This is a genomic window from Herbaspirillum sp. LeCh32-8 (assembly GCF_017814915.1).
GTDB lineage: Bacteria > Pseudomonadota > Gammaproteobacteria > Burkholderiales > Burkholderiaceae_D > Herbaspirillum.
Genome location: NZ_JAGIPZ010000019.1, coordinates 27,462 through 43,398 on the forward strand (window position 1 = coordinate 27,462; position 15,937 = coordinate 43,398).

The 15,937-nt window shown below is 62.5% G+C and carries 14 protein-coding genes; 13 read left to right on the forward strand and 1 reads right to left on the reverse strand.

All coding sequences use genetic code 11. From position 1 onward, the window contains the following. Positions 1-34 precede the first annotated feature (34 nt). A complete protein-coding gene (locus J8I26_RS21585) occupies positions 35-1,102 on the reverse strand; it encodes an FkbM family methyltransferase (RefSeq protein WP_209609180.1) in 1,068 nt (355 codons plus the stop codon). Positions 1,103-1,142: 40 nt separating this feature from the next. Here J8I26_RS21585 and J8I26_RS21590 point away from each other — a divergent pair, with 40 nt between their 5' ends. From J8I26_RS21590 to J8I26_RS21650, 13 genes are all read left to right on the forward strand, one after another. Then, the gene (locus J8I26_RS21590; RefSeq protein ID WP_209609181.1) at positions 1,143-1,364 is read left to right on the forward strand and encodes a hypothetical protein; all 222 of its coding nucleotides are present in this window, start codon (positions 1,143-1,145) and stop codon (positions 1,362-1,364) included. Between the two features lie 113 nt (positions 1,365-1,477). Then, positions 1,478-2,455: a transketolase C-terminal domain-containing protein gene (locus J8I26_RS21595; protein ID WP_209609182.1), complete on the forward strand. Its 978-nt coding sequence runs from the start codon at positions 1,478-1,480 to the stop codon at positions 2,453-2,455. 451 nt (positions 2,456-2,906) lie between these two features. Beyond that, positions 2,907-3,983: a CDP-glucose 4,6-dehydratase gene (gene rfbG / locus J8I26_RS21600; protein WP_209609183.1), complete on the forward strand. Its 1,077-nt coding sequence runs from the start codon at positions 2,907-2,909 to the stop codon at positions 3,981-3,983. Between the two features lie 34 nt (positions 3,984-4,017). Next, positions 4,018-5,028 carry a UDP-glucose 4-epimerase GalE gene (gene galE / locus J8I26_RS21605; protein WP_209609184.1) on the forward strand — a complete coding sequence of 337 codons (1,011 nt, stop codon included), beginning with the start codon at positions 4,018-4,020 and terminating at the stop codon, positions 5,026-5,028. Between the two features lie 13 nt (positions 5,029-5,041). Then, complete coding sequence (rfbB, locus tag J8I26_RS21610) at positions 5,042-6,121, forward strand: dTDP-glucose 4,6-dehydratase (RefSeq protein ID WP_209609185.1); 1,080 nt, start codon at positions 5,042-5,044, stop codon at positions 6,119-6,121. Beyond that, entirely contained in the window at positions 6,118-7,029 is a 912-nt protein-coding gene (gene rfbA, locus J8I26_RS21615) for a glucose-1-phosphate thymidylyltransferase RfbA (protein ID WP_209609186.1), read from the forward strand. The genes rfbB and rfbA overlap by 4 nt, the downstream gene beginning before the upstream one ends. Continuing rightward, entirely contained in the window at positions 7,026-7,577 is a 552-nt protein-coding gene (rfbC, locus tag J8I26_RS21620; protein WP_209609206.1) for a dTDP-4-dehydrorhamnose 3,5-epimerase, read from the forward strand. Before rfbA ends, rfbC begins: the two co-directional genes overlap by 4 nt. Further along, entirely contained in the window at positions 7,574-8,488 is a 915-nt protein-coding gene (gene rfbD, locus J8I26_RS21625) for a dTDP-4-dehydrorhamnose reductase (RefSeq protein WP_209609187.1), read from the forward strand. Before rfbC ends, rfbD begins: the two co-directional genes overlap by 4 nt. 31 nt (positions 8,489-8,519) lie before the next feature. Further along, a complete protein-coding gene (locus J8I26_RS21630) occupies positions 8,520-9,365 on the forward strand; it encodes a hypothetical protein (protein ID WP_209609188.1) in 846 nt (281 codons plus the stop codon). Between the two features lie 20 nt (positions 9,366-9,385). Further along, on the forward strand, positions 9,386-10,180 hold the full coding sequence (locus J8I26_RS21635) for a 2OG-Fe(II) oxygenase (protein ID WP_209609189.1): 795 nt from the start codon (positions 9,386-9,388) through the stop codon (positions 10,178-10,180). 40 nt (positions 10,181-10,220) lie between these two features. Then, entirely contained in the window at positions 10,221-11,147 is a 927-nt protein-coding gene (locus tag J8I26_RS21640; RefSeq protein ID WP_209609190.1) for a methyltransferase domain-containing protein, read from the forward strand. Positions 11,148-11,230: 83 nt separating this feature from the next. Beyond that, the gene (locus tag J8I26_RS21645) at positions 11,231-12,340 is read left to right on the forward strand and encodes a DegT/DnrJ/EryC1/StrS family aminotransferase (RefSeq protein ID WP_209609191.1); all 1,110 of its coding nucleotides are present in this window, start codon (positions 11,231-11,233) and stop codon (positions 12,338-12,340) included. A 100-nt stretch (positions 12,341-12,440) separates the two neighbouring features. Continuing rightward, a complete protein-coding gene (locus J8I26_RS21650) occupies positions 12,441-15,890 on the forward strand; it encodes a glycosyltransferase (RefSeq protein ID WP_209609192.1) in 3,450 nt (1,149 codons plus the stop codon). Positions 15,891-15,937 lie beyond the last annotated feature (47 nt).

The following is a 15,937-nucleotide window of genomic DNA, read 5'->3' on the forward strand; positions in this document are numbered from 1 at the left end:
CGCACCGTCATGTGACGGATTCAGTGCGCCGGGCTCAATGCGCCGCGCAATAGAGCACGGTTTCCGAACTCCAGATGGTGTAGTGCCCCAGGTAAAGCTTGTAGAAGGGGAATTCCCGGTGGATGTATTCCACCAGCTCGAACAGGTCGTTGGGCTTGTGGTACAGCGACACCGCCAGCTTGGGACGGAAGCGGCGGATCGCCTCGCCGGCGCCCTGCAGCATTTCCAGCTCGGCGCCTTCGATGTCGAGCTTGATGAAATCCACCTTGTCGATCTCACCCTTCGCCACCAGGTCGTCCAGCGAGCGCAGCGGCACGTCCTGGCCATCGGTGCGGAAAGCCGGCTGGTAGTTGGTCATGACCATCGGCGGGCAGTCGACGTTGTGGTCGGACAGACCATAGGGCATGGGCACCACGTTCGGATGCTGGAATTGCGCGATGTTCAGCTCGAGCATTTTCAGGTGCTCTGCCACCGGGTCGAAGGCATAGACCTTGCCCGTCGCGCCCACCGCATTTGAAAACACCAGCGCGGTATCGCCCAGGCAAGCGCCGCCGTCAATGACCACGTCACCCTTTTCCGGCAACACCCGCACGCCGTCGCGCTCATAGAAATACTGGCGACGGAACAGGTAGTACTCGAAACCGAGGCAATCGGCGCGATAGCGGTCGCCGTCGAATTCAAAATCGTAATGCCTGAGCTTGCCCAGCATGCCGGTGAGGGGCAAGGTGCTTTCGGTGTGGTGTTCGATGCTGCGGTAGTGCTCCAGCCCGGCCTTGTCGGTCGCGAACGGCACGGGAATCCTGTGCCCCAGGAAGCCGGTCAGGCGGAAGGTGATCAGGCTCATGAACAGCCGCTTCGATTCGTCGTCCTCCAGCAGGGCGTAGGCGCGGTACAGGCCTTCGCGTTGCTGGAAGAACCAGTCGAAGTTGCGTACACGCGTGTCGAGGTCGAAGTCCAGCGTCCGGGTGACGTTGCGCTCGTCGCTGTTCAACCGGTCGACGTCATAGTTGTCGGTGAAGTTGTTGAACTTGAGCGCGTGAATCGCCGTACTGAGAATGGACGAGTAAAACGCCGACACGGAATCGGGCAAGGAGTTGAACATGAAATCCACCGACGTTGACTGATTGATCAAGAGAGCACCGATGTACAGCCCAGCAGCGCCGGCGCGGCCTATCGACACGATGGGTGCCATCTTAGCGTATTTCACGCGCCCGTCGATTGTCGTCAAAGACCTGAACAATGTACAAAAAACCAGTGTTTTCGCCGCAATCGCCATGTGTGCATATGCGATCATCGGCCAGCATCATCCGGAGCAGCGCGCGCATGCCCTCATCGCGGCCTCCGGCCACATCAAACAACGGTAAAATCGCATTGCGCCCTCGCCTGTGCGGCGGGGACATGAGACAAACGCCAACAACGCGAGATATGCGACAAGCGCGCCGCCTGGACGCCGCTGCCGGAGAGAGGAAAGTCTGACATGGTAGAAATCAATCCCAGCAATGCACGCCAGTGGTCGAGACTGGGCTCGCGCGGCGTGTTCGGCCAGGCCATCCTGGCGATCGCCGACCAGCACCCCGACATGATGGTGGTTTCGGCCGACCTGGGCAACTCATCCGGCCTGGATCGCTTCAAGAAGGCCTGGCCGGAACAGTTCCTCAACATCGGCATCGCCGAACAGAACATGATCGGCGTTGCCGCCGGCCTGTCCAAGGAGGGCTACAACGTCTTCGCCACCTCCTTCGCCCCCTTCATTGCCATGCGCGCGGCCGAGCAGGTGCGCATGAACCTGGGTTACATGGAAATGAACGTCAAAGCGGTAGCGATCGGCAGCGGCGTGTCGATGGCCTTCCTGGGCAACTCCCACTATGGCATCGAAGACGCCGCTGTGATGCGCGCCATTCCCAACATGACCGTCGTATGCCCCGCCGATTGCGCCGAGATTTTCAAGACAGTCGAAGCCGCCGCGACATTCAAGGGACCGATGTACATCCGCCTTACCGGCGCGGTCAACAATCCTCCGGTCTACACCGAAGACTATGATTTTCAGATCGGCCGCGCCCACACGTTGCGCGAAGGAACGGACGTCACCATCGTCGCCGCCGGCTCCATGGTGCACGAATCGCTGGGCGCAGCTGCGCTGCTGGAAAGCGAAGGGCTATCGGTCGGCGTGGTCAACATGCATACGCTCAAGCCGCTCGACACCGCTGCCATCGACGCCGTGATGGCACGCTCGAAGCTGCTGGTGACCGTCGAAGAGCACTCGATAATCGGCGGCCTTGGCAGCGCCGTGGCGGAATACAAAAGCACCCGCCGCAACGCACCGCCGCAATTGCTGATCGGACTGCCCGACCAGTTCGGCGACGCCGGCGAATACCGCTACCTGCTCGAGATGCACGGCCTCGTGGCCGACAAGATCGCCGCACGCATCCGCGGCGCGCTGGCCGACCAGCACTGATTCCACGGCTGCCGGACGCCGGGAGCTGCCCCGGCGCCTCCGCTCTCGCTCTCTATTCTTTCTGGCGGAACACATCGTCTCATCTGGCTCGCCGGGAAGCCGCGCCGGGTGGACTTCTCCCGTGCGTACTCCCCGCTGCCCCCGCTCCAGAAATGTAAATTTTTATTGTCGTCCGGCACATATTCGGGATTGAACGACAAATACCCTCCTGATCCTCGCTTGAAGCCAAAAACCGGCATGGTCTAATCTGACCGTCGCAACTGATGCCACAGAGCACGGTTGCGGGGGAAGAACAACCATAACCATGAAGTCGTGGTTTCGCAGGGAAACGTGGTCCCGCCACGGAAAAAACCGGGAGGCCGGCATGCCTCAGCGTCGGTCATACGCGCGGGCATGCAGTCGCGCCTCTGCACTCGAACGACTCTCTGCAATACGTGTATGAGGCTGCCTGATGTCTAACTTTTGGCGCGACAAGCGCGTTTTCGTCACCGGACACACCGGCTTCAAGGGCAGCTGGCTGACCTTGTGGCTGCATCTTATGGGCGCCAAGGTCAGCGGCTATTCGCTGCCGGCGCCGACCAATCCCAGCCTGTTCCATCTGGCGCGTCTGCAGAATTGCGTGCAGACCACTACCGGCGACGTGCGCGATCCCAAGCATGTGGCCGAGACCATGGCTGCGGTCCAGCCCGATATCGTTTTCCACCTGGCGGCGCAGCCGCTGGTGCGCGACTCCTACCAGACCCCGGTCGACACCTACGCCACCAACGTGATGGGCACCGCGCACGTGCTCGAGGCCGTGCGCAACACGCCCAGCGTGCGCTCGGTGGTGGTGGTGACCAGCGACAAGTGCTACGAGAACCGCGAATGGCTGTGGGGCTACCGCGAGGACGACCCCATGGGCGGCCACGATCCCTACAGCAGCAGCAAGGGCGCAGCCGAGCTGGTGACCTCGGCCTATCGCCGCTCCTTTTTCGCCAAGAATCCCGAGAATCCGGTGGGCGTGGCCAGCGTGCGCGCCGGCAATGTGATCGGCGGCGGCGACTTCGCGCCCGATCGCCTGATCCCTGACTTTATCCGCGCGCTGGAAAAAGAAGCCCCGGTCAGCATCCGCAACCCGCACGCAGTGCGCCCCTGGCAGTTCGTGCTGGAGCCGCTGTCGGGTTACCTGCAAATCGGCCAGCTGCTGTTTGAACACGGCGGCAAGTATGCCGAGGGCTGGAACTTCGGCCCGGCCGATACCGATCTGCAAACCGTCAGCCAGCTGTGCGCGACCTTCAACCACTCGCTGCAAAAGAACGATGTGGAGCCGGTAGAAGTACGCCTGGAACCGCAGCCCAATGCCCCGCACGAGGCAGCCTTCCTGCGCCTGGACATCTCCAAGGCGCGCCAGCGCCTGGACTGGATCCCGAAGATGGAGCTCTACACCGCGCTGGAGCTGACCGCGCAGTGGTACGCCGGCTACCTCAACAATGAGGACCTGCGCACGCTCTCCGAGAACCAGATTGCTTTCTACCAGAGTCTGACATAATCGCTGCATCGCGAATTATCAGAACGAGAACACCATGAATATCCTTGTCACCGGCGGCGCCGGCTATATCGGCTCGCATACCTGCGTGGAACTGCTCAAGGCGGGCCACGAAGTCATCGTCTTCGACAACTTCTGCAACAGCAGCCCGGAATCGGTAACGCGCGTGCAAAAGATCGCCGGCAAGTCGCTGTCGCTGGTCAAGGGCGACATCCGCAACCGCGAGCAGCTGGAAAGCGTGCTGCGCGAATTCAAATGCGAGGCGGTGATCCACTTCGCCGGCCTGAAGGCGGTCGGCGAATCGGTCGAACAGCCGCTGATGTACTACGACAACAACGTCGTGGGCACCGTGCGCCTGCTGGAGGCGATGGAAGCCACGGGCGTGAAGACCATCGTGTTCTCCTCCTCGGCCACCGTCTACGGCGACCCGCAGTACCTGCCGCTGAACGAAGAACACCCGCTGTCGGCCAGCAATCCGTACGGCCGCAGCAAGATCATCGTCGAGGACATGCTGCGCGATTACTACCGCGCGCACCCCGACTGGAAGATCATCCTGCTGCGCTACTTCAACCCGGTCGGCGCCCATGAGAGCGGCCTGATCGGCGAAGATCCGGGCGGCATCCCCAACAACCTGATGCCCTACGTGGCCCAGGTCGCGGTCGGCCGTCGCGAAAAGCTCAGCATCTGGGGCGGTGACTACCCGACCCCGGACGGCACCGGCGTGCGCGATTTCATCCACGTGGTCGACCTGGCCAACGGCCACCTGGCCGCGCTGGAAGCGCTGACCGAGCCGCAGTGCTTTGCCGTCAACCTTGGCACCGGCACCGGCTACAGCGTGCTGGACGTGGTCAAGGCCTATGAAAAGGCTTCCGGCAAGCCGGTTCCCTACGTCATCGCCGGCCGCCGCCCGGGCGACATCGCCTCGTGCTACGCCGAACCGGCCGAGGCCAAGCGCAAGCTGGGCTGGGAGGCCAAGCTGGGCCTGGACGCGATGTGCGCGGACTCGTGGCGCTGGCAGCAAATGAATCCGAACGGTTTTAAATCCTGATCCCGCGAAACCTATGATTTTTGTCACTGGCGGCGCCGGCTTCATCGGCAGCAATTTCATCCTCGACTGGCTGGCTTCCGAGACCGCCGAGCCGGTGCTCAATATCGACAAGCTGACCTACGCCGGCAACCCGTACAACCTGGCCTCGGTGGCCGACGACGCGCGCTATGCCTTCGTGCAGACGGACATCTGCGACGAGATCGCCATCGCCACGCTGCTGTCGCGCTACCGCCCGCGCGCCATCGTCCACTTCGCCGCGGAAAGCCACGTCGACCGCTCCATCCACAGCCCCGACGAGTTCATCCGCACCAACGTCAACGGCACCTTCAACCTGCTCAACAAGGCGCTGCGCTACTGGCAGACATTGCCGGCTGACGAGCAGGCCGACTTCCGCTTCCTGCACGTCTCCACCGACGAAGTATTCGGCAGCCTGGAAGCCGATGATCCGCCGTTTTCCGAGACCACCGCGTACGCGCCCAACAGCCCCTACTCGGCCTCGAAGGCGGCCTCCGATCACCTGGTGCGCGCCTATCACCACACCTACGGTCTGCCGGTGCTGACCACCAACTGCTCCAACAATTACGGCCCTTATCACTTCCCCGAGAAGCTGATCCCTCTGGTGATCGCCAATGCGCTGGCCGGCAATCCGTTGCCCATCTACGGCGACGGCCAGCAAATCCGCGACTGGCTGTACGTGTCGGACCACTGCGCGGCAATCCGCACGGTGCTGACCCGCGGCAAGACCGGCGAGACCTATAACGTCGGCGGCTGGAACGAACAGACCAACCTGCATGTAGTGCACACCCTGTGCGACACGCTGGACGCGCTGGCGCCGCGCGCCGGCGGCAGCTACCGCGAGCTGATCACCTTCGTGAAGGACCGTCCCGGGCACGACCGCCGCTACGCCATCGACGCCCGCAAGCTGGAGCGCGAACTCGGCTGGAAGCCGGCCGAAACCTTCGACAGCGGCATCCGCAAGACGGTGCAGTGGTACCTCGCCAACGGCGACTGGGTGGCGCAAGTGCGCTCCGGCGCCTACCTGAACTGGATGCAGAAGCAGTACGGCGACAATCCTCCGGGAGCCCTGATATGACAGCCGCAGCACCGCAAGCACCACAGATCAAGCGCAAGGGCATCATCCTGGCCGGCGGTTCGGGCACGCGCCTGTATCCGGCCACGACGGTCGTGTCCAAGCAGCTCATGCCGATCTACGACAAGCCGATGGTGTACTACCCGCTGACCAGCCTGATGCTGGCCGGCATTCGCGACATCCTGGTGATCTCCACCCCGCAGGACACGCCGCGCTTCGCCGAGCTGCTGGGCGACGGCCGCCAGTGGGGCCTGGACATCAGCTATGCGGTGCAGCCTTCGCCCGACGGCCTGGCGCAAGCCTTCATCATCGGCAGCGACTTCATCGGTAACGATCCCTCGGCGCTGATCCTGGGCGACAACATCTTCTACGGCCGCGACCTCGAGCCGCCCATGCGCGAGGCCAACGCCCGCACCGACGGCGCCACCATCTTCGCCTATCACGTGCAGGATCCCGAACGCTACGGCGTGGTCGAATTCGACCGCCAGCGCCGCGTGGTCGGCATCGAGGAAAAGCCGGCACAACCCAAATCCAACTTCGCGGTCACCGGCCTGTATTTCTACGACAACCAGGTCATCGACATCGCCCGCTCGATCAAACCGTCGGCGCGCGGCGAGCTGGAAATCACCGACGTCAACCGCGCCTATTTGGAACTGAATCAGCTGCAAGTGGAACTGATGGGCCGCGGCATCGCCTGGCTCGATACCGGCACCCACGAATCCCTGCTCGACGCCGGCCAGTTCATCGCCACCATCGAGAAGCGCCAGGGCCTGAAGGTCGCCTGCCCGGAAGAAATCGCCTACCGCCGCGGCTACATCGACGCCGCCCAGCTGGAGCGCCTGGCGCAACCGCTGAAAAAGAACGACTACGGCAAATACCTGTTGCAACTGCTCGCAGACCCCCTCTTCTGATCATGCAAATCGTCCCCACTTCGCTCCCCGATGTTCTGGTCGTCGAACCCAAGGTCTTCGGCGACGACCGGGGATATTTCTATGAGAGCTTCAACGCCCGCAAATTTCTGGAATTGACGGGCGTCGCGCCGGACTTCGTCCAGGACAATCACTCCCGCTCGGTGCGCGGCGTGCTGCGTGGCCTGCACTACCAGATCCGGCACGCGCAAGGCAAGCTGGTGCGCGCCAGCGTGGGCGAGGTGCTGGATGTGGTGGTGGATATCCGCCGCAGCTCGCCCGGCTTCGGCAAATGGACCAGCGTCCATCTGTCGGCCGAGAACAAACGCCAGGTATGGATTCCGCCAGGCTTCGCGCACGGCTTCGTCGTCTTGAGCGAAGCGGCCGAATTCCAATACAAGACCACCGATTACTGGATGCCGGAGCACGAGCGTTGCATCCTCTGGAATGATCCCGCCATCGGTATCGACTGGGGGCTGGCGGGCGAGCCGACCTTGTCGCCCAAAGACAAGCTCGGCGCGCTGCTGGCCGACGCCGAGGTCTACGCGTGAAAATCCTTCTGACCGGCGCCACCGGACAAGTCGGCCATGCCCTGGCCGCTCGTTTGCGCCGTCACGAGTTGCTGCTGCCCGGACGCGCCGAGCTCGACCTGGCGTCACCGGCCGCCATCGCCGCCTATATTGATCGCGAACGCCCCGACCTGATCATCAATCCGGCTGCCTACACCGCCGTCGACAAGGCCGAGAGCGAGGCCGAGGCGGCCCGCTTGGTCAACGCGGAAGCGCCCAAGGCGCTGGCGCAGGCGGCAGCGCGACATGGAATCGCGCTGGTGCATTTCTCCACCGACTATGTGTTCGACGGCAGCAAGGATGCGCCGTATGTCGAGACCGATGCCACCGGCCCGATGAGCGTGTATGGCAGGACCAAACTGGACGGCGAGCTGGCCATTGCGCAATCAGGCTGCTCGGCCTGGATCCTGCGCACCAGCTGGGTGTTCGGCACGCATGGCGGCAATTTCATGAAGACCATCCTGCGCCTGGCGCAGGAGCGCGACAAGCTCTCCATCGTCAATGACCAGTGGGGAGCCCCGACCTCCAGCCAGACCATTGCCGATGCCCTGGCCACGATGCTGGAGCGCAACCCGGGCGCCGAAGATGCGCAAGGCATAGCAGCGCACATACACGCCAGCGCGGGGATTTATCATCTGACCTGCGGCGGGCAGACCAATTGGCATCAATACGCGCGTCGCGTGGTCGACGCCATGCCGGCGCTGGGCCTGACGCCGCGCGTCGCTGCGGCCGACATCGCCGGAATCCCCACCGACGCCTACCCGACGCCGGCGCGCAGGCCTAAAAATTCCCGGCTGGCGACCGTTAAACTTGAACGGACCTTCAACCTGGTCCTGCCAACTTGGGAATTTGCACTGGATCAATGCCTGCGCGAACTGGCGCGGCAACCATAGCAAGTCCTCATTGGCGCGACAGCGAATTCCTATGGCAACCCATATTCATCAAATCTTTTATAACGACGCGACCGAAAAGCAGATCGATCGCGGCTTCATACCGCTTGAAAACCGCGGCAATCCCCGCCCCGACTGGCGCGAATACTGGACGATCCGGCAATTCTTCCTGAACAACACTTTGAATGAAGACGATCTCTACGGCTTCTTCTCGCCCAATTTTCATGGCAAGACCTTGCTGGAATCGCGCAGCGTGTATCAGTTCATCGATGCCAACCCGGATGCCGAGGTTTTCCATTTCTCCCCCTTCGTCCAGGATTCCGCCTGCTACCTGAACATGTTCGAGCAGGGCAACCGCTATCATCCGGGCATGATCGCGCTGACCAATCGCTTTCTCGATTCGATCGACCTGAAGGTGGATTTCAGCAAGCTGGGCATGGATTTCCGCAGCACCATCTACTGCAATTTCGTCGTGGCCAAGCCGATCTTCTGGCAAAAATGGTTCGCCATCAATGAGCGGCTGTTCGAAGAAGTCGAACATGGTACGGGTGAATTCGCCAAGCAGATGAACGCCCTGACCACGTATCACAAGACGCCGCTGGACATGAAAGTGTTCATCATGGAGCGCATCGCCTCCTTGATTCTGGCGCTGGACCACAGCCTGAAGGTGGCGCATTTCGACATCGGCCAGATGCCCTGGTCCGACCCCATGTACTACCCCTGCCGCGACGACATGTACACGCTCAACGCGCTCAAGATGGCCTACATCGCCAGCGGCGACGAACGTTATCTGAAGCAGTTCTTCCCGCTGCGCAACCAGGTGCTGCGCCGCTGCGATCGCCTGTACGGCGACGAGAGACGCGAAACCTTTTTCGAGTAACAGCCCGAACCGGACTTCACATGCGCCAGCCATACGCACCAATCAACATGGACGCCATGCGCGAGGCTTTCGCGCGCTACCATGACGCCGCCCCGTTCGACCACACCGTGGTCGACAATTTCATCCAGCCGGAGGTATTGGCCGGCATCGTCGAAGAGTTCCTGCCCTACGACTCGCCCAAATGGTTCTATTACAAGAACCAGATCGAGGACAAGAAGGCGCTCAACGACTGGAACATGTTCCCGCCGCGCACCTATCAATTCTTCAGCTACCTGAATTCGGACGCCTTTGTCGCCGAACTGTCGCGCCTGGCCGGCGTGCAGCTGTACGCCGACAACGGCCTGCACGGCGGCGGCTGGCACTCGCACGGCCGCGGCGGCAACCTCAATCCGCACAAGGACTATTCCATCCATCCCAAGCTGGGGCTGCAGCGCCGCATCAACATCATCATCTACGTCTCGCAGGAAATGCAGGAGGCCTACGGCGGCCATCTGGGCCTGTGGGATCACGACGACGAGACCTCTCGCCCGGGTAAGCTGGTGACGGAGATCCAGCCGGTGTTCAACCGCGCCGTGATCTTCGACACCACCCAACAGTCCTGGCATGGCATCAGCCGCCCGCTGGTGCAGCCGGAAGGCGTGTTCCGCAAATCGCTGGCGATCTACTATCTGTGCGAGCCGCAGGAAAATGCCGACCCGCGCGGACGCGCATTGTTCGCACCGCGCGAGGAACAGAAGGGGAACGATGACATTGAGGAACTGATTCGCCTGCGCTCGGGCGTCAACACCTCGGCCAAGGTCTACCAGAAACCCTGATGCGCGCCCGGGCGCCGATACATTTCCCCATGGAGACACGATGAAATTGCGTACGATGCCGTTGGCATTCAAATACTGCCTCGGCAAGGGTATCGAGCTGGGCGCGGCGCGCCACAATCCGTTCGACTTGCCGGATTGTCTATTCGTCGGCACCTGCAACGGCCGCGACTACCTGTTCCCGCAGGACCTCAGCGACTATGCCTCCTACAAGGCAGAACAGGAACGCTTCGGCGAGACGCCGCTTGAAATCGACATGCTGGGCGACTTCCAGGACATCGCCGCCGATGACGGCAGCTTCGACTACATCGTCAGCTCGCACGTGATCGAGCACGTCCCCAATCTGTTCGCCGCCTATGTGGAATCGTCGCGTGTGCTCAAGAACGGCGGCGTCTTCATGTGCCTGTTTCCCAAGCGCACCGCCGAACCCACCGATGCGGTGCGCCCGCTGACCACGCTGGAACAGATGATCGACGCCTGGGACCGCCAGCTCGACATGACCAAGATGCCGCTGGAAAACTGGCGCAGCCATTACCAGGTCTTTTCGCTGCAGAGCATGCTGCGCGCGATCAACTACATCAACTGCAACGGCCTGGGCTCGTGGATCATCGAGTGCGTGGAAGAAACCGACTCCAAGGTCGGCAATGGACACACCGTCGTGCTGCGCAAGTTCGAGCGGCTTGCCGAAATGCGCTGGCAGACGCCGGACCAATACAACGGCATGATCAACCAGCTGGTGGAAAACGGCGAACTGTCGACCGCGCTGTCCATGATCAAGGCCGATTTGTCGCACAACTTCTTCGATGCGACCAAGCTTTACATCGCGTCCATGCTGAGCATCAAGGAGGGCAACGTGCTTGAAGGCGTAGAATTCCTTCGCCAATCGCTAGTCATCAATCCCGAAAACGAGCGCTACCGCCGCGAATACCTGCGCATCGTCGGCACGCCCTTCGTCAACCCTGTGCTCTGAGACGCCAGCGTCGGGCAACGCGGCGAAGCTGCCCGCCGGGACGATCCCCGAGGTGCCAACAGAACCGGTACAAGGCTATACCGATGAAAAAACCAAGAGTATTCGTTACCCAGCCGCACCTCCCTCCTCTGGAGGAATTCATTCCCTATCTGGAGAAGATCTGGGAACGCAAGGTGCTGACCAACGGCGGCCCCTTCCACGAACAACTCGAAGCAGCATTGTGCGACTACCTCGGCGTGGAGCACCTGTGCCTGTTCAGCAACGGCACCATCGCCCTGATCTCGGCCCTGCAGGCGCTCGACATCCACGGCGAGGCCATCACCACGCCGTACTCCTTCGTCGCCACCACGCACGCGCTGGCCTGGAATCGCATCACCCCGGTGTTCGCCGACGTCGACCCGCATACTCTCAACCTCGATCCCGACAAGGTGGAGCGCGCCATCACGGAGCACACCCGCGCCATTGTGCCGGTGCACTGCTACGGCACTCCCTGCGACGTCGATGCGTTCCAGAAGATCGCCGACAAACACAAGCTGCGCCTGATCTACGATGCCGCCCACGCTTTCGGCGTGCGTTATCGCGACCAGGGTCTGCTGCATTTCGGCGACCTGTCAGTACTGAGCTTCCACGCCACCAAGGTGTTCAACACCTTCGAGGGCGGCGCGATCGTCTGCCCCGACGCGGCGACCAAGCGCCATATCGATCACCTGAAGAATTTCGGCTTCACCGACGAGGTGACGGTGGAAACCACCGGCATCAACGGCAAGATGAACGAAGTGTGCGCCGCCATGGGACTGGTGCAACTTGGCCACATGGCCGCCATTCAGGAAAAGCGCGGCAAGATCGACGCCTTCTACCGCGAGCGGCTGCGCGAGATTGACGGCGTGCGGCTGCTCGATACACCGGCAGGCACGGAATCGAATTACGCGTATTTCCCGATCCTGATCCAGGAGAATTATCCGCTCACGCGCGACCAGCTCTACGAGAAGCTGCGCGCCGACGAGATCTACGCGCGCCGCTACTTCTACCCGCTGATTTCGGAGTTCCCGATCTATCACGGCCTGCCGTCGGCAAGGGCGGCCAACCTGCCTGTTGCAACCCTCGCAGCGCAGCAGGTCCTGTGTCTGCCGATCTTCCCCGATCTCGGGCTGGAACAAGCCGGGCGCATCGTCTCGCTGATCGCACAACCATGAGCATCGACCGGCCGCCCGCTCGCCGGATGCCGCCGGCCACCAGAACATAAGCCGACAGATCCTGAGGGCGCCCTCTCTCCACACTTCGACCACCAGACCTATGCAGCGCAGCCGACTCCACTCGCCCCCAGGCCATCCCTACTATATCTACGCACCGCCCTACCGCGAGACCTCCTCGGGCGTGCGCGTGCTGCACCTGCTGTGCCATGCGCTGAACCTGGCCGGACGGGAGGCCTATATCGCCTCCACCGACAGCGTCAATCCGCAACTCAAGACGCCGCCGCTCACACGCGCCATCATCGACCGCCACCTCTCCTCCGGCCAGGTGCCGATCGCCGTCTATCCCGAAGTCATCGCCGGCAATCCGCTGGGCACCGAGGTGTGCGCGCGCTACATCCTCAACCGCGTCGGCGCGCTGACCGGCCGTGGCCTGGATGCCGGCGAGGATGACCTGCTGTTCTACTTCTCCACCCAATGGCTGGACAACCCAGAGCAGAAGGCCAGCGCCGACATCCTGTTCCTGCCGGACATCGACCCCACGCTGTCCACGCCCGAAGACGCGCACGAGCGTACCAAGACCTATCTGTACCAGCACCGCTTCCCGCTGGAGAAGATCGATTTCTCGCTGTTCCCGCCGGACACCGAGTTGCTGTCGATGGCCAATCCGGTCACGCTGACGCAACTGATCGAAAAGCTCAAGATCGGCAAGGTGCTGTACACCTACGAACTGTCGTCGACCTGCACCCAGGCCATGCTGTGCGGCTGCCCGGTGATCTACCGTGAAGAAGGCGGCCTGACGGAAACGCCGCTGCCCGCGCTGTTCGGCACCGACGGCGCCGCGATGATCTCAGAACCCGACGGCCTCGAGCGCGCCCGTGCGACGGTCGCCAGGGTGCACGATCGCTGGCTCAGGGTTGAAGAGACCTTCTGGGCTGCGCTGGAGGTATTCACCGACAAGACCCAGGCCAGAGCGAAACACAAGCAAGCCGCAAAGCGGCAGGCAAACCAGGCCGTGACGGTCAAGAAGAAAAAGCGCATCGCGGTCGTCTCCGCCGAGCCGGCGGATGGTCCCTGCCCGCATTTGCGCTTCACGCGGCCGTTCACGCTGGCAGCCGATTGGGAGCTGCTGTGGGCGATCAAGGACAACAACATCGACCTGGAGATGCTCAAGAGCGCCGACCTGGTCGTGTTCCAGCGCTATACGCCGGGCTTGCTCAGCACCGACAAGCTGGCGAGCATCCTGGCGCTGTGCAAGAAGACGGTCTATGACACCGACGACCTGCTGCACGAGATCCCCGACTATCACCCGCAAGCCGCGAGCGCGCGCGGCTGGAAGGAAGGCATCGAATACATGGCGCGGCGCGCCGATGCGGTGGTGGTGTCCACCCCCTTCCTCAAGGAAAAGCTGTCGCTGCTGAACCGTAACGTCCATGTCATGCCCAATTATCTGGACTACGACATGTTCTATCGGCCGGTCGCGGTGCAAGGCGAGCGGCCGGTTCACATCGGCATGCTGGGTACCTCGCTGCAGGGCCCCAATTTCGCGCTGGTGGACGCCGCGCTGCGCAAGATCGTCGCCACCCATCCCGGCAAGGTCAAGCTCTCTTTCGTCGGCTGGACACCGCCGGCAGGCTGGGAGAATCATCCCGCGGCCGAGTTCCATCCGGTCATCAATTCCTATCTGGACTATGCCGATACGCTCAAGAAGATGGAATGGGACATCGGCCTGATCCCGCTGGCAGACGACGAGTTCAACCACAGCAAGACCGCGACCAAGTGGCTGGAATATTCAGCCGCCGGCATTGCCGGCATCTTCAGCGACGTATCGGTCTACAACAAGGCGGTCACGCAGGGCGAGACCGGCCTGCTGGTGCCGGCCGACAGCGATGCGTGGTTCCAGGCGATCGACTCGCTGATCACGTATCCCGAGCGACGGATCCGGCTGGCGGAGCAGGCGCAAACGCAGGTGCGCGAACGCTTCAGCATCGCCGCCAACCTCGGCGCCTATATCGGCCTATACGATGCCATTGTGGAAAACCGCGCCCAGGCGTTGCCCCGGACCGCACCGCAAATCACCGCCGAGCGCTCGGCAACGCCTGCCCCGCGGACGAAGGGACGTCCCGTGATCCGGCCGATGACCCCGGCCTTGCGTACGCCCGCCGGGCCGCGTGCGGCAGCGCCTGCGGCCAGTCAGCCGGGTGCGCAGCCGGTGCCGGTCACGCCTTCGGTGCCTGCCGCTGCCACCGCAGGCCGCGCTCGCCCGCGCGTGGCGGTCTACTCGGTGGAATCGACCTGGAGCCCATGTCCGCAGATTCGCCTGATCTTGCCGTTCGAATACATGAAGGCGGACTGGGAACTGGTGTGGGCCATCAAGGACGGCAAAGTCGACCTCGATGCGGCGACGAACGCCGACATCGTCGTGCTGCACCGCTTCACGCCGGGACTGTTCTCTCAGGCGGATCTTGAGCACTTCTTCCGGCTCGGCAAGACGGTGATCTACGAGACCGACGACCTGCTCAATGACATCCCCGACTATCACCCGCAAGCCGCGGACAGCCGCAAGTGGAAGCCCGGCATCGAATATGTGGTGAAGCACGCCCACGGCGTGACAGTCTCGACGCCCTTCCTGGCCGATAAATACAGGTCGCTCAACAGCAACATCCATGTGCTGCCGAACTACCTGGACTTTGATCGCTTCTACCGCCCGCCCGCCGCGACAAGCGGCGAGGTCATTACGATCGGCCTGCTGGGCACCTCCATCACCGGCCCCAATTTCGCGCTGGTAGACGAAGCCTTGCGCACCTTGTGCGAGCGCCATCCCGGCAAAATCAAGGTGCATCTGGTCGGCTGGGAGTGCCCGAAGGGCTGGACCGATCATCCGGCCGCCGTGTACGAACCCTTCATCCACCAGTACCAGGATTACGCGCGCAAATTGCACGAGTGGAACTGGGACATTGCATTGGTGCCGCTGGTCAACGACGACTTCAATCACAGCAAGAGCGCGATCAAATGGCTGGAGTATGCCGCCGCCGGCATTGCGCCCGCATTCAGCGACGTCAGCGTCTATAACGGCATTGTCGAACACGGCCGCACCGGCCTGCTGGTGCAGCCGTCGTACGAAGCCTGGCTGGAGGCGCTTGAATCGCTGGTCACCCAAGCGGCCATGCGCCGCAGCCTGGCGCGCACGGCGCAAGCCGAGGTACGCAAGCATTACTCGCTGCACAAAAAAGTGTGGGAATATGACCGGACCTACCGTGGCTTCAGCAAGCTTCCGGTGAAGCATCACGAAGAAGAACAGCGCCTGCCGGCGCTGCTGCTGCTCGATCGCAGCGGCTCGCAGGACAAGCTCGACAGCCTGATGAAGACGGTGGATGAAGGACAGTACAAGTCACTGACCAGGATCATCCTGACCACCATGCCCGGCCAGTTGCCGGAGTGGACCGATCAGTTGCGCTACGTGCAGTTCGGCGAGGAAGAGTTTGGCGCCGCGCTGGAGCAGCTGGCGGCGCATGATGACTTCGACTGGATGCAGATTCTCGAGACCGATTGAGCCGCCGACGCCTGCCATATCGCCTCGCGGCGACATGGCAGGCAAGG

Excerpts from the sequence above, each read along its gene's own strand:
- rfbG (WP_209609183.1), top strand. The coding sequence starts at position 2,907 with ATGTCTAACTTTTGGCGCGACAAGCGCGTTTTCGTCACCGGACACACC.
- J8I26_RS21635 (WP_209609189.1), top strand. The coding sequence starts at position 9,386 with ATGCGCCAGCCATACGCACCAATCAACATGGACGCCATGCGCGAGGCT.
- J8I26_RS21630 (WP_209609188.1), top strand. The coding sequence starts at position 8,520 with ATGGCAACCCATATTCATCAAATCTTTTATAACGACGCGACCGAAAAG.
- J8I26_RS21645 (WP_209609191.1), top strand. The coding sequence starts at position 11,231 with ATGAAAAAACCAAGAGTATTCGTTACCCAGCCGCACCTCCCTCCTCTG.
- J8I26_RS21650 (WP_209609192.1), top strand. The coding sequence starts at position 12,441 with ATGCAGCGCAGCCGACTCCACTCGCCCCCAGGCCATCCCTACTATATC.
- rfbA (WP_209609186.1), top strand. The coding sequence starts at position 6,118 with ATGACAGCCGCAGCACCGCAAGCACCACAGATCAAGCGCAAGGGCATC.
- rfbB (WP_209609185.1), top strand. The coding sequence starts at position 5,042 with ATGATTTTTGTCACTGGCGGCGCCGGCTTCATCGGCAGCAATTTCATC.
- J8I26_RS21585 (WP_209609180.1), bottom strand. The coding sequence starts at position 1,102 with ATGTTCAACTCCTTGCCCGATTCCGTGTCGGCGTTTTACTCGTCCATT.
- galE (WP_209609184.1), top strand. The coding sequence starts at position 4,018 with ATGAATATCCTTGTCACCGGCGGCGCCGGCTATATCGGCTCGCATACC.
- J8I26_RS21595 (WP_209609182.1), top strand. The coding sequence starts at position 1,478 with ATGGTAGAAATCAATCCCAGCAATGCACGCCAGTGGTCGAGACTGGGC.
- J8I26_RS21590 (WP_209609181.1), top strand. The coding sequence starts at position 1,143 with ATGTACAGCCCAGCAGCGCCGGCGCGGCCTATCGACACGATGGGTGCC.
- J8I26_RS21640 (WP_209609190.1), top strand. The coding sequence starts at position 10,221 with ATGAAATTGCGTACGATGCCGTTGGCATTCAAATACTGCCTCGGCAAG.